The 12,756-nt window shown below is 73.0% G+C and carries 14 protein-coding genes; 9 read left to right on the top strand and 5 right to left on the bottom strand.

Going from position 1 to position 12,756, the window contains the following annotated elements; genetic code table 11:
• Positions 1-12: 12 nt before the first annotated feature.
• Together IFT72_RS02080 and IFT72_RS02085 are read right to left on the bottom strand one after the other, a co-directional pair.
• Positions 13-225, bottom strand: coding sequence for an acyl-CoA carboxylase subunit epsilon (locus IFT72_RS02080; protein WP_192045428.1), 213 nt, complete (start codon positions 223-225; stop codon positions 13-15).
• Positions 222-1,850, bottom strand: a complete 1,629-nt coding sequence (locus IFT72_RS02085; protein WP_056055730.1) for an acyl-CoA carboxylase subunit beta — start codon at positions 1,848-1,850, stop codon at positions 222-224. The genes IFT72_RS02080 and IFT72_RS02085 overlap by 4 nt, the downstream gene beginning before the upstream one ends.
• Positions 1,851-1,951: 101 nt before the next feature.
• Here IFT72_RS02085 and IFT72_RS02090 point away from each other — a divergent pair, with 101 nt between their 5' ends.
• From IFT72_RS02090 to IFT72_RS02120, 7 genes are all read left to right on the top strand, one after another.
• Positions 1,952-2,728, top strand: a complete 777-nt coding sequence (locus IFT72_RS02090) for a biotin--[acetyl-CoA-carboxylase] ligase (RefSeq protein ID WP_056053293.1) — start codon at positions 1,952-1,954, stop codon at positions 2,726-2,728.
• Positions 2,721-3,281, top strand: a complete 561-nt coding sequence (locus IFT72_RS02095) for a PH domain-containing protein (RefSeq protein ID WP_192045429.1) — start codon at positions 2,721-2,723, stop codon at positions 3,279-3,281. Before IFT72_RS02090 ends, IFT72_RS02095 begins: the two co-directional genes overlap by 8 nt.
• Before the next feature lie 61 nt (positions 3,282-3,342).
• The gene (locus IFT72_RS02100) at positions 3,343-4,647 is read left to right on the top strand and encodes a UDP-glucose/GDP-mannose dehydrogenase family protein (protein WP_192045430.1); all 1,305 of its coding nucleotides are present in this window, start codon (positions 3,343-3,345) and stop codon (positions 4,645-4,647) included.
• A 22-nt stretch (positions 4,648-4,669) separates the two neighbouring features.
• Positions 4,670-5,161, top strand: a complete 492-nt coding sequence (locus IFT72_RS02105; protein ID WP_192045431.1) for a hypothetical protein — start codon at positions 4,670-4,672, stop codon at positions 5,159-5,161.
• Between the two features lie 173 nt (positions 5,162-5,334).
• Positions 5,335-6,471, top strand: coding sequence for a 5-(carboxyamino)imidazole ribonucleotide synthase (locus tag IFT72_RS02110; protein WP_192045432.1), 1,137 nt, complete (start codon positions 5,335-5,337; stop codon positions 6,469-6,471).
• A 98-nt stretch (positions 6,472-6,569) separates the two neighbouring features.
• Positions 6,570-7,037, top strand: coding sequence for a 5-(carboxyamino)imidazole ribonucleotide mutase (purE, locus tag IFT72_RS02115; RefSeq protein ID WP_192045862.1), 468 nt, complete (start codon positions 6,570-6,572; stop codon positions 7,035-7,037).
• On the top strand, positions 7,034-8,383 hold the full coding sequence (locus IFT72_RS02120; RefSeq protein WP_192045433.1) for an LCP family protein: 1,350 nt from the start codon (positions 7,034-7,036) through the stop codon (positions 8,381-8,383). Before purE ends, IFT72_RS02120 begins: the two co-directional genes overlap by 4 nt.
• 31 nt (positions 8,384-8,414) lie before the next feature.
• Here IFT72_RS02120 and IFT72_RS02125 read toward each other — a convergent pair whose 3' ends face one another.
• From IFT72_RS02125 to rfbB, 3 genes are read right to left on the bottom strand one after another with little or no spacing between them, the layout of a single operon-like run.
• On the bottom strand, positions 8,415-9,554 hold the full coding sequence (locus IFT72_RS02125) for a glycosyltransferase family 1 protein (protein WP_192045434.1): 1,140 nt from the start codon (positions 9,552-9,554) through the stop codon (positions 8,415-8,417).
• Positions 9,551-10,432 (bottom strand): dTDP-4-dehydrorhamnose reductase, encoded by an 882-nt coding sequence (rfbD, locus tag IFT72_RS02130; RefSeq protein WP_192045435.1) that lies wholly within the window; start codon positions 10,430-10,432, stop codon positions 9,551-9,553. The genes IFT72_RS02125 and rfbD overlap by 4 nt, the downstream gene beginning before the upstream one ends.
• Positions 10,429-11,415, bottom strand: coding sequence for a dTDP-glucose 4,6-dehydratase (gene rfbB, locus IFT72_RS02135; protein WP_192045436.1), 987 nt, complete (start codon positions 11,413-11,415; stop codon positions 10,429-10,431). Before rfbB ends, rfbD begins: the two co-directional genes overlap by 4 nt.
• 134 nt (positions 11,416-11,549) lie before the next feature.
• On the opposite strand from rfbB, the gene IFT72_RS02140 reads away from it, so the two are divergent.
• Positions 11,550-12,455 (top strand): D-alanyl-D-alanine carboxypeptidase family protein, encoded by a 906-nt coding sequence (locus tag IFT72_RS02140; RefSeq protein ID WP_192045437.1) that lies wholly within the window; start codon positions 11,550-11,552, stop codon positions 12,453-12,455.
• A gap of 42 nt (positions 12,456-12,497) precedes the next feature.
• The gene (locus IFT72_RS02145; protein ID WP_192045438.1) at positions 12,498-12,728 is read left to right on the top strand and encodes a hypothetical protein; all 231 of its coding nucleotides are present in this window, start codon (positions 12,498-12,500) and stop codon (positions 12,726-12,728) included.
• Positions 12,729-12,756: the final 28 nt, after the last annotated feature.

Genomic DNA, 12,756 nt, shown 5'->3' on the forward strand with positions numbered 1-12,756 from the left:
GGCCCCGCGGGGTCAGCGGACCGGGCTGCGCCAGGCGCCCGGGCCGTGAGGGAGCGGGCGTCGGACGACCCGGGCCCGCGACGACCACTCCGAGGGGCTCGCCGGCACGGCCTCGGTGTCGCGCCGACTCCGGGTCTCGGCCTCGACGGCGGCGAGGACGGCCGTGACGGCGGCGAGCTCTTCCGGAGTCGGCGAGCCCGCCACGACGCGGAGGACGTCGTTCACAGCGGAATGTTCCCGTGCTTCTTGGGAGGCAGCTCGGCCCGCTTGGTCCGCAGTGCGCGGAGCGCCTTGATGACCGAGACCCGGGTGGCCGCCGGCTCGATGACGCCGTCGAGCTCGCCGCGCTCGGCGGCCAGGAACGGGCTGGCGACGTTGTAGGTGTACTCGCTCGCCAGCCGGGCCCGCACCGCGGCGACGTCCTCGCCGGCGGCCTCGGCGGCCTTGATCTCGCCCCGGTAGAGGATGTTGACGGCGCCCTGGCCGCCCATGACGGCGATCTCGGCGGTCGGCCAGGCGAGGTTGATGTCGGCCCCGAGCTGCTTGGAGCCCATGACGATGTAGGCCCCGCCGTAGGCCTTCCGCGTGATGACGGTGACCAGCGGCACGGTGGCCTCGGCGTACGCGTAGAGGAGCTTGGCCCCGCGCCGGATGACGCCCGTCCACTCCTGGTCGGTGCCCGGCAGGTAGCCGGGGACGTCGACGAGCGTGAGGATGGGGATGCCGAAGGCGTCGCAGAAGCGGACGAACCGGCTCGCCTTCTCGCCGGCCTCGATGTTGAGCGTGCCGGCCATGGCCGAGGGCTGGTTGGCGATGACGCCGACCGAGCGGCCCTCGACGCGGCCGAAGCCGATGACGATGTTGGGGGCGAAGAGGGGCTGGACCTCGAGGAACTCGCCGTCGTCGACCACGTGCTCGATCACCGTCGTGACGTCGTAGGGCTGGTTGGGGCTGTCCGGGATCAGCGTGTTCAGCGTGCGGTCGGCGTCCGTCGTCTCGAGCTCGACCGGCCGGTCGAAGACGTGCGGCTCCGAGAGGTTGTTGTCGGGCAGGTAGGAGAGCAGCGACCGGGCGTAGTCGAGGGCGTCGTCCTCGTCGCTCGCGAGGTAGTGCGACACCCCGCTGACCTTGTTGTGGGTCAGCGCTCCGCCGAGCTCCTCGAAGCCGACGTCCTCGCCCGTGACGGTCTTGATCACGTCGGGGCCGGTGACGAACATGTGGCTCGTCTTGTCGACCATGATGACGAAGTCCGTCAGCGCGGGCGAGTACACCGCGCCTCCCGCGGCCGGGCCCATGATGAGCGAGATCTGCGGGATGACGCCCGAGGCGGCGGTGTTCAGCCGGAAGATCTCGCCGTACTTGCCGAGGGCGACGACGCCCTCCTGGATGCGCGCTCCGCCGCTGTCGAGGATGCCGATGATCGGCACGCCCGTCTTCAGCGCCAGCTGCATGACCTTGATGATCTTCTCGCCCGCGACCTCGCCCAGCGAGCCGCCGAAGATCGTGAAGTCCTGCGAGTAGACCGCCACCTGGCGGCCGTGGATGGTGCCCGTGCCGGTGACGACGGCGTCGCCGTAGGGGCGCTTGGCCTCCATGCCGAAGGCGTGGGTGCGGTGGCGGACGAACTCGTCGAGCTCGACGAACGACCCGGGGTCGAGCAGCCCGTCGATGCGCTCGCGGGCGGTCATCTTGCCCTTGGCGTGCTGCTTGGCGACGGCGGCCTCGCCGCTCGCCGTCACGGCCTCGTGGTACCGGTTCTTCAGGTCGGCGAGCTTGCCCGCCGTCGTCCGCAGGTCGGGCTGGGGGGCCGCCGGGCCGTCGGCCTCGGGGCGGGTGGTGTCGGAAGTCACGCGCCTCACTCTACCCAGGGGGCGCTCCCCGGCCGTTGGAGCTCGTCGCACGTCGATCGGCTCCCGCGCTGTGGGACTCCTCACACGCCTAGGCTGACGGCGTGACGTTCCCGCTCGCCTCCGCCCGCTCGCCCCGCCTCGTCCACGTCGCCGAGACGGGCTCGACCAACGCCGACCTGCTGGCCGACGCCTCGGCCCCGCACGGCGCCGTCCTCGCCACGCTCTCGCAGACGGCCGGCCGCGGCCGGCTCGACCGGCGGTGGGTCGCCCGGCCGGGCCGCACCGTGGCCGTCAGCGTCCTCCTCGAACGCGGTTCCCTGCCGGTCGACGCGCTGGGCTGGGTGCCCCTGCTGGCGGGCCTCGCGATGCGCGCCGCCGTCGCGTCGCTGGTGGGCCCCGACCGCGTCGGGCTCAAGTGGCCGAACGACGTGCAGGTCGGCGGGGCCAAGGTGTGCGGAGTCCTCGCCGAGCTGCGCCCCGGCGCGTCGGCCGTGGTGGTCGGCGCGGGCGTCAACCTCACGACGCCCCGCGACGAGCTGCCCACCGACTCCTCCACGTCGCTCCGGCTCGAGGGGGCCGAGGGCTCCGCGGAGTCGCTGGCCGACCTGGTCGTGGCCGGCTGGCTCGACGAGGTGCTCACCGGGTTCGACGCGCTCGCCGCCGCCGGGGGCGACGCCGTCTCCTCCGGCCTGCACGCCCGCGTGGCCGCCGAGTGCAGCTCGCTCGGCCGCGAGGTGCGGGTGGAGCTGCCCTCGGGGGAGCTGCTCGCGGGCCTCGCCGTCGCCGTCGACGAGGGCGGCCGTCTCGTCGTCCGCACGCCGTCGGGCGCCGAGCGGTCGGTGGCCTCGGGCGACGTCACCCACGTCCGCCATGGGTGACGCGGTGGGCACGGCCGACCAGCAGCCGCCCGAGGTCGTGGTCGCCCGGCTGCGCCCTCACGCTCGGGTCCTGTTCTGGCCCTCGGTGGCCCTCATCGCGATCTGCGCCGGCGCCGGGTGGCTGAGCGGCCTCGTCGAGGCCGGGTGGCAGACGTGGGCCGTGCTCGGAGCGGCGGCGCTCCTCGCCCTGCTGCTCTGGGCGGTCCCGCTGCTCGTCTGGCTGGGTCGCCACACCGTGATCACCACGCGGCGCCTCATCGTCCGACGAGGCTTCTTCGTGCGCACCCGACAGGAGCTGCTGCACAGCCGGGGCTACGACCTGACCGTGCGTCGGAACGCCGCGCAGAGCCTGTTCCGCAGCGGCGACGTGCTCGTCGGCACGGGCCTCGACCGGCCGGTCGTGCTCTGGGACGTGCCGTCGGCGGACCTGGTCCAGGCCACGCTGCACGACCTCATGGAGGCGGCGTCCGAGCCGCTCGCGCGGCGGCGTCCGGTCGAGCGGCCGGAGCCCTGGGGCGACGATCGCGGCTGGACCGAGCGGCCCGGCCGCTGAGCGCCGACGTCGCCCTGCTCGCCGACTGGCGTCCGAGCCCGAACTGGAATAAGGTATGTCGATGCGAATCTCTGTGATCGGTTGCGGTTATCTCGGTGCGGTCCACGCGGCCTGCATGGCCGAGCTCGGGCACGACGTCGTCGGGGTCGACGTCGACGAGACCAAGGTCGCCGAGCTCGCCGCCGGTCGGGCCCCGTTCTTCGAGCCGGGGCTGCCGGAGGTCCTGGCCCGGGGGGTCGCGAGCGGTCGGCTGCGCTTCACGACCGACATGGCCGAGACGGCGGGGGCCCGGGTCCACTTCGTGGCCGTGGGCACGCCCCAGACCGCCGGCAGCCACGCCGCCGACCTCCGCTACGTCGACGCGGCCGTGGGCGGCCTGCTGCCGCACCTCTCCGACGGCGACCTCGTGGTCGGCAAGTCGACCGTCCCCGTGGGCACCGCAGCCCGTCTCGGCGACCTGGTGCGCGCCTCCTCGGGGGCGGACCTCGCCTGGAACCCGGAGTTCCTCCGGGAGGGCTTCGCCGTGGCCGACACCCTCTCGCCCGACCGCTTCGTCTACGGCGTGCCCGGCGGCGAGGGCGGCGAGCGGGCGACCGCCCTGCTCGACGAGGTCTACGCCGGCCCGCTGACCGCCGGCATGCCGCGCCTCGTGACGGACTACGCGACGGCCGAGCTGGTGAAGGTGTCGGCGAACGCCTTCCTGGCCACCAAGATCTCGTTCATCAACGCCATGGCCGAGATCGCCGAGGCGACGGGGGCCGACGTCACCCAGCTGGCCGACGCGATCGGGCACGACGCGCGCATCGGTCGCCGGTTCCTCAACGCCGGCCTCGGCTTCGGCGGCGGGTGCCTCCCGAAGGACATCCGGGCGTTCCAGGCCCGGGCCGACGAGCTCGGCCTCGAGTCGCTCGCCTTCCTCGCCGACGTCGACGCCGTGAACATGCGTCGACGTCGGTACGTCGTCGACCTGGCTCTCGAGATGCTGGGCGAGGTGGTCGGAGCGAAGGTCGCCGTCCTCGGCCTCGCCTTCAAGCCCGACAGCGACGACGTCCGCGACTCGCCCGCCCTGGACGTCGCGCGTGCCCTCCAGGAGGCGGGGGCGCACGTGGTGGCCTACGACCCGGAGGCCAACACCACGGCAGCGCTCGTCGCTCCCGGCCTCGAGTACGTCGACAGCGTCGACGAGGCCATCCAGGGAGCGGCGCTCGCGCTGGTGCTCACGGAGTGGCGGCAGTTCCGGGGCCTCGATCCGGAGGCCGTGGGCCGCTCGATGGCCCATCGGCGGGTCATCGACGCCCGCACCGTGCTCGACCTCGCGCTCTGGCGTGATCACGGTTTCGAGGCGCGGGGTCTCGGCAGGCCCTGACGAGAGCCCTAGCATCGACGTCATGACTCCCCGCGCCGCGTCCGTCGTCCTCGTCGTGTCGACGGGGCTCGTGCTCGCCCTGACCGGGTGCGTCAGCGGCGGAGACTCCGAGCCGACGTCGACTCCCACGCGGTCCGCGTCCGTGCCGTCGGCGACCCCCTCGCCCACGGACGCCCCGACGCCTACGGCGTCCAGCGGCCCGCCGGCGCCCGACGTGCCGACCGCCGACCCCGCCCCCGTCAGCCCGGTGCCCGTGCCGACCGACGAGGCCGGAGGCTGGACGGACGACACCGCCTACGACGCCTGCGTCGAGGCCGCCGGCGCTGCCCTCGGTGAGGACTACACGTGGTACCCCCGCTCCAGCCAGGCCCTCTTCACCGCAGGGGCAGGGCTCTCGATCGACGTCGACGGAGTCTTCTCCGGCAGTGACGTCGGCATCGCCAAGGTCACCTTCCGCTGCTCCGTGGCGGGCACGCCGTCGTCGCCGCAGGTCTCGGGCGAGATCGTCAGCTGACCGGCCGCGCTGCACGGTCGACCCGGGCCGGCGGGCGACGGACGACGACGAGGGGCGGACACGTCGGGCCCGGTGATCCGCCAAGATGGAGGGGGCTCGACGAGCCCCGACGACGGCATGTGAGCGCGTCCCCCTGACCGGGCGGACACCCGCGCGGAGGACGAGGAGACGAGATGGCCTACAGGATCGGCGTGATCGGCGGAGGGCAGCTCGCTCGCATGATGGTGCCGCCCGCCGTGCACCTCGGCGTCGAGATCACCGTGCTCGCGGAGGCGGTCGGGAGCTCCGCGCGGCTCGCGGCGAGCGAGGTGGGCGACTACCACGACGCCGAGACCGTCCTCGCGTTCGCCCGCGACGTCGACGTCGTCACGTTCGATCACGAGCACGTCCCCCAGGACGTCCTCACGGCCCTCGTCGAGGCCGGCGTGGCCGTGCACCCGGCGCCGGCCGCCCTCGCGGTCGCCCAGGACAAGATCGTCATGCGACGTCGACTGACCGAGCTGGGCCTGCCGGTGCCCGAGTGGGCCGAGGTGCGCGACGCGGCCGACCTTGCCGGCTTCCTCGCCGAGCACGGAGGTCGCGCGGTCGTCAAGACGCCCCGGGGCGGCTACGACGGGAAGGGCGTCCGTGTGGTCGACGATCCGGCGGGGGCCGACGACTGGTTCGCCGTGCTCGCCGAGCAGGGCGAGGACGCTGTGTTGCTCGTGGAGGAGCTCGTCCCGTTCGAGCGCGAACTCGCACAGCTGGTCGCGCGTCGTCCGAGCGGAGAGATCGCGGTGTGGCCGCTGGTGGAGACCGTGCAGCGCGACGGCGTCTGCGCCGAGGTCACCGCGCCCGCACCTCGGAGCGAGCCGGAGCTCCAGCAGGCAGCCGAGCAGATCGCGCGCCGCGTCGCCGACGAGCTCGGCGTGACGGGCGTGCTCGCCGTGGAGCTCTTCGAGACGGCCGACGGTCGTCTGCTCGTCAACGAGCTCGCGATGAGGCCCCACAACACGGGCCACTGGAGCATCGACGGAGCGGCCACCAGCCAGTTCGAGCAGCACCTCCGCGCGGTGCTCGACCTTCCGCTCGGCGACACCGGCGCACACCACCCGTGGAGCGTCATGGTCAACGTGCTCGGGGGGCCCGCGACCGGCACGATGGCCGACCGCCTGCCCGCCCTGATGGCCGCGGAGCCCGGCGCCAAGGTGCACGACTACGGCAAGGACCCGCGCCCGGGCCGCAAGGTGGGCCACGTGACGACGACGGGCGCCGAGCTCGCCGACGTGCTCGCCCGAGCGCGCGCCGCTGTCCGGTTCTTCGAGGACTGACGGCTATCCTCTCCCTCGTGCCTGACCCGATCGCCTCTGAGCCGACCACCACGACGCGGCCGAACGACCCCGCCGTCGCGCCCTCGGTCGCCATCGTCATGGGGTCCGACAGCGACTGGCCCACCCTCCGCAGCGCCTCCGACATCCTCAGCGAGCTCGGCGTGGCGCACGAGGTCGAGGTCGTGTCGGCGCACCGCACGCCCGAGAAGATGATGCGGTTCGGCCAGCAGGCGGCGGGGCGCGGCATCAGGGTCGTCATCGCCGGGGCGGGGGGAGCGGCCCACCTGCCCGGCATGCTCGCGTCGCTGACGACCCTGCCCGTCATCGGCGTGCCCGTCGCGCTCGCGAAGCTCGACGGGCTCGACTCGCTGCTCTCCATCGTGCAGATGCCGGCGGGCATCCCCGTCGCGACCGTGTCCATCGGGGGAGCGGCGAACGCCGGTCTCCTGGCCGCCCGCATCCTCGGCATCTCCGACCCCGCGCTCTCGACCCGGCTGGCCGACTACGCCACGGGGCTGGGCGAGCTCGTCGAGGAGAAGAACGCCGCCCTCCACCGGTCGCTGTGAGCGCTCAGCTGCCCGTGCGGCACCCCGACCTGACCTCGCCGTCGTTCATGACGAAGCGGGCCTGGACGCTGGTGCTGCTGAACGTCGTCGTGCCCGGCTCGGCCCAGGTGCTGGCGGGCAGCCGGCGACTCGGCCGCTGGGGCCTCGCCTCCACCCTGGTCTTCTGGGCCGTCGCCCTCGTCACGGCGGCGCTGGCTCTCTTCTGGCGCACGCCCCTCTTCGACGTGGCGACGAACGTGGCCGCGCTGACCGTGGTGCAGGTCTTCCTCGTCTACTACGCCGTGCTCTGGTCCGTGCTGACCATCGACACGCTGCGCCTCGTGAGGATCATCCGGACGCTGCCGACCGCGAGGGGCTTCCTCGCGGGCGTGATGGTGCTGCTGCTCGCCGGCACCGTCGGGCCCGCGGCCTGGGGCGCCTACCTCACGGGCGTGCAGCACGGCCTGCTCGACTCGCTCTTCACCTCGCGCCTCGCGGCGGCGGACCCCGTCGACGGCCGCTACAACATCCTCCTGCTCGGGGGAGACGCGGGTGCCGACCGCACCGGGCTCCGCCCCGACAGCATCTCGGTGGCCAGCATCGACGCCGAGACGGGAGCCACGACGATCATCGGCATCCCCCGCAACCTCTACAACGCGCCCTTCAGCGAGGGCTCGCCCCTCTGGGGCGAGTTCCCCGACGGGTACGCGTGCGGCGACGACTGCCTCGTCAGCTACCTCTACACCTACGGCGAAGAGCACCCCGATCTCTACCCCGACGCCGAGTCGAAGGGCAGCAACCCCGGCATCGAGGCCATGCGCGACGCCGTCTCGGGGGTCACCGGCCTCACGCTGCAGTACTACGTGCTCATCGACATGCAGGGCTTCGTCGAGCTGATCGACGCGCTCGGCGGCATCACGGTCGACAACACCGAGGGGCGCCTGCCCATCAACGGCGGTGTCGACAGCGCGGGGGAGCCGATCAACGTGGACGGCTGGATCGAGCCGGGGAAGCAGGTGCTCGACGGCTACCACGCGCTCTGGTACGCCCGCGCCCGGCACGGGTCGGACGACTACCACCGCATGGCGCGACAGCGCGAGGTGCAGCAGGCCCTCCTGTCGCAGTTCCAGCCCGCGACCGTGCTCGCCAAGTTCCAGTCGGTGGCCTCGGCCGGGGCGCAGACCGTCGACACCGACATCCCCCAGGGCGCGCTCAGTGCCTTCGTGGAGCTCGCCCTGGAGGCGAAGGAGCAGCCGATCGCCGACCTCGAGATCGTGCCGCCGACCTACTCGAACGTCTACCCCGACTACGCAGTCATCCAGGCCGACGTCGCGGCGGCGACCGCGCCGGCTCCTGCTGCTCCGTAGGGGCTGCAGCTCGGGGCCGCGAGGGCGCGGGTCAGAGGTCGGCGTGCAGCTGCCAGACCTTGTCGGCGGAGTCGCGCCAGCTGAACGCGCGGGCCCGGTCGAGCCCGGCGATGCCGAGCCGCGACGCGAGCTCGAGATCCGTGACGACCTGGAACATCGCCTGCGCGAGGCGCTCGGGGTAGCCCTCAGCGTCGTGCCGGGGCACGACGACGGCCGCCTCGTCCGCCACCTCGACGAGGGCGGGGGCATCGGAGACGATGGTCGGGGTCCCGAGGCTGAGCGCCTCCACGACCGGGAGACCGAAGCCCTCGGCCAGGCTCGGGAAGACGAAGACGGAGGCGCGTTGCAGCAGGACGGCCAGCTGCGCGTCCGAGACGAACCCGAGTGTCCGCACCCGCTCCGGCTCGAGGCCGGCCGCAGCCGCCACGTCGGCGACCCGGACGTCGCCCCAGCCCTCGGGCCCCACCACGAGGAGGGGGAGGTCGGGGGCGTCGGCGTGGGCGAGCGCACGGATGAGGGGCTCGAGCCCCTTGCGGGGCTCGACCGTCCCGACGCTGAGGACGTACCGGTCGGGCAGGTCGAGGGCGTCCGCCACCGCGTCCGCGTCGTCCGGCACGCGCAGGTCGTTGCTCACCGCGCCGCCGACGACGCGCAGCCGGTCGCCGAACGGGAACAGCTCGGCGAGCTCGGACGCCACGGCGTGGGTGGGGACGACCACGGCGTCCGCGTAGCGGTGTGCACGCTTGGTCATGGCCTTGTGCCACCGGACGCCGCGGGGCGTCAGGGTCTCCGGGTGAGTCCACGGGACGGTGTCGTGGATCGTCACCACCGTCTGGTCGCCGGGCTGCAGCGAGCGGTCGTGTCGGCCCAGGGGCGCCAGGAGGCTCGTCGCGTGCACCATCCCCCGGCCTGGCAGGCCGACGAGGCCGGTCTGCCAGGCCACGGCCAGCTCTCGGCGTCCCAGCGGGGACTTGGTCAACCGCGAGAGACCGGGAACGAGGTCGGTGAGCCTGTCGTAGTCGGCCTGGGGGTGCGCCGCGACGACGCCCTCGACATCGCAGCCCCGGGGGGCCGTCGCGAGCAGGGCGCGCGTGAGCTCGCTGGTGTAGCGCCCGATGCCCCCGGGGACGGGAGCGAGGACCTGGTCGACGACCACACGGAGGGTGGTCATCGCCCCCCCGCGGCCTCGCCGAGGACGCCGGAGGAGCTCGCCTCCGCGAGCGCCGCCTGCCAGGGGCGCATGGGGGCGAGACCGGCCCGCCCCCACGCGTCGTGCCCCAGCACGCTGTAGCTCGGGCGGGGCGCGGGGCGGACGAACGTCGAGCTGTCGGTGGGCAGGACGCGTTCGGGGTCGAGCCCGGCGAGGCGGAAGGTCTCCCGCGCGAAGTCGCACCAGCTCGTCTGCCCGGAGTTCGTGCCGTGGTACACGCCCGCCGGCGCGTCCGCGTCGAGCAGCGCGACGATCTGGTGGGCGAGGTCGAGGGTCCAGGTGGGCTGCCCGACCTGGTCGGCCACGACGGAGAGCGTCTCCCGGGACGCGGCGAGGCCGAGCATCGTCTTCGGGAAGTTCGCCCCGTGCCGGCCGTAGAGCCACGCGGTGCGGACGACGTAGGTGCCGTCGGGGTTCGCGGCGAGGGCGGCGCGCTCACCCACCGCCTTCGTCCGGCCGTAGGCGTTCAGCGGTGCGTACGGCGCGTCCTCGGAGTAGGGCTGGGTCGCGTCGCCGGCGAAGACGTAGTCGGTCGACACCGTGACCAGCTTGGCGCCGGAGGCGGCCGTCGCCTCGCCGAGGAGGCCGACGGCGGTGCCGTTCACCGCCAGGGCAGCGTCCTCGTCGGTCTCCGCGGCGTCGACGGCCGTGTAGGCGGCGGCGTTGACCACCACGTCGTGGCCCTCGACCGCGGCGAAGACGGCGTCACGGTCGGTCACGTCGAGCTCGGCGCGGCCGAGGAGGGTGACGTCGCGCCCGAACAGGGCCTCGACGAGGTCGGAGCCGAGCATGCCCCGGGCGCCGGTGACGAGGTACTTGGCGTGCTGGGCGTGGCTCATGCGAGGGCCGCGCGCTCCTTCAGGGGCTCCCACCACTGACGGTTGTCGCGGTACCACTGGACGACGTCCGCGAGGCCCTCGGCGAACGGCACCTGGGGCTCGTAGCCGAGCTCGGAGCGGATCTTCGAGATGTCGACGGAGTAGCGGAGGTCGTGGCCGAGGCGGTCCTGCACGCGGTCGACGTACGACCAGTCCTTGCCGGTCGCGTCGAGGAGGAGCTGTGTGAGCTCCTTGTTGGTCAGCTCCGTGCCGCCGCCGATGTTGTAGATCTCGCCCGCGCGGCCGTCGACCAGGACCATCGCGATGCCGCGGGTGTGGTCGTCGACGTGGAGCCAGTCGCGGATGTTGTTCCCCTCCCCGTAGAGCGGGACGTGCACGTCGTCGATGAGGTTGGTGACGAAGAGGGGGATGACCTTCTCGGGGAAGTGGTACGGGCCGTAGTTGTTGCTGCACCGGGTGATCGAGATGTTCATCCCGTGCGTGCGGTGGTAGCTACGGGCCAGGAGGTCGCTGCCGGCCTTCGACGCGGAGTAGGGCGAGTTCGGCTCGAGGGGGCGGTCCTCCGCCCAGGAGCCCTCGGCGATGGAGCCGTAGACCTCGTCGGTCGAGACGTGGACGAAGCGCGCCAGGTCGTGCCGGAGCGCGGCGTCGAGGAGCTGCTGCGTGCCGAGGACGTTCGTCTCGACGAAGATCGAGGCGTCGCGGACGGAGCGGTCGACGTGGGACTCCGCCGCGAAGTGGACGACGGCGTCCACCCCGGGGAAGAGCGTGTCGAGGAGTGCCCCGTCGCGGATGTCGCCCTGCACGAAGCGGAAGCGCGGCGACTCGGCGACCGAGATGAGGTTCTCGAGGTTGCCCGAGTACGTCAGGGCGTCGAGGACGACGACCTCGGCGCCCTCGAGGCCGGGGTACGCGTCCTCGATCGTGCGACGGACGAAGTTGGAGCCGATGAAGCCGGCTCCGCCGGTGACGAGGATTTTCACGCTGTCTGCTTTCAGGTGGGGACGGGGCTCAGGCAAGTGTACAAACGACGAGGGGGTCCGGGGGCGTGTCCCCCGTTCTGCCGATACCCGATGTGGGGGTGGTCGTTCCCCCCGCTCCGTGGGAGCGTCGTGGGATGACTGTGCCCGACCCGACCGCACCGGCCCCGCGGGGCGAGGGGAGCCTCGACCGCCGGCGACTCCTCGGCTACGCCGCCGCCAGCGCCGTGACCGGGGTCGCGCTGACGGGCGTCGGCGACGCCGCCCACGCCGCTCCGAGGCTCGGCGAGACGACCGCTGCGGTGCAGAGCACCGCTCAGGCCCTCGTCGCGGCTCAGGAGTCCGCCTGGGGCGGGTTCACCAACGGCAGGGTCCCGTCCGACGTCCTCACGACGGTCTCGGCGTCGGTGGCCGGCTCGGGGTTCCTCCGCGACGACGCCGCCCGCCAGTACCTCTCGATGAGCCTCGCGTTCCGTCAGGCGGTCGGCAGGACGCTGACCATCACCGAGGGGTACCGCGACTACGGCAGGCAGGTCGACTACTGGAACCGCTACCAGGCGGGCACCGGCAACCTGGCCGCGTACCCCGGCACGTCCAACCACGGCTGGGGCATCTCCTGTGACTTCGGCGCCGGCGTCGAGACCGCGGGCAGCACCGCCAAGCGCTGGATGGACGCGAACGCCCCCTCCTACGGCTGGCGGCCCACCGGCAACGGGTTCTCCCGTCCGGAGCCGTGGCACTTCGACTACACCGGGACCTGGACCGGCCCCTCGAACGTCAACAAGACCGTCAAGGCCGAGGACGTCGACACGGTCATCATCCGCTGCACGGGCCCGCTGAGCGAGTACCCGGTGGCCGGCTACACCGTGCTCGTCGGGGTCCGGAGCCTCCGGCACCTCTCCACGATCGACATGGTCAACTCCATGCGCGTCGTCGGCACTCCGTACTACGAGCTCGACTGGGTCGGCTTCTACAACGTCCTGACGTCCATGGGCGTCCCTCGGTCGGCGATCCGCGCCGATGCCGACTACTTCTGGGGCTGACCAGCCCGCGCTTCCTCCCGCTCACCGTCGAAAGGACACACGTTGCTCATCCTCCGTTGCACGGACACGCTCCCCGGGGTCGGCCTCGGCTACACCTGCATGGTCGGCGTCCGCAGCCTGCGCCACATGACCTCGCCCGGCATGGTGGACGCCATGACCGCCGTCGGCGTCCCGTCGAAGCAGCTCAACAGCGTGGGCTTCTACAACGTGCTCAGCTCCCTGTCGATCCCGGCGTCGGCCGTCACCGGCGGCGCGGACTACGCCGCTCGCTGACGTCGGCGGCGGGCCGGCGGTGCACGAT

Origin of the sequence: Frigoribacterium sp. CFBP 8754 (genome assembly GCF_014841815.1) — a bacterium.
Classification (GTDB): domain Bacteria; phylum Actinomycetota; class Actinomycetes; order Actinomycetales; family Microbacteriaceae; genus Frigoribacterium; species Frigoribacterium endophyticum.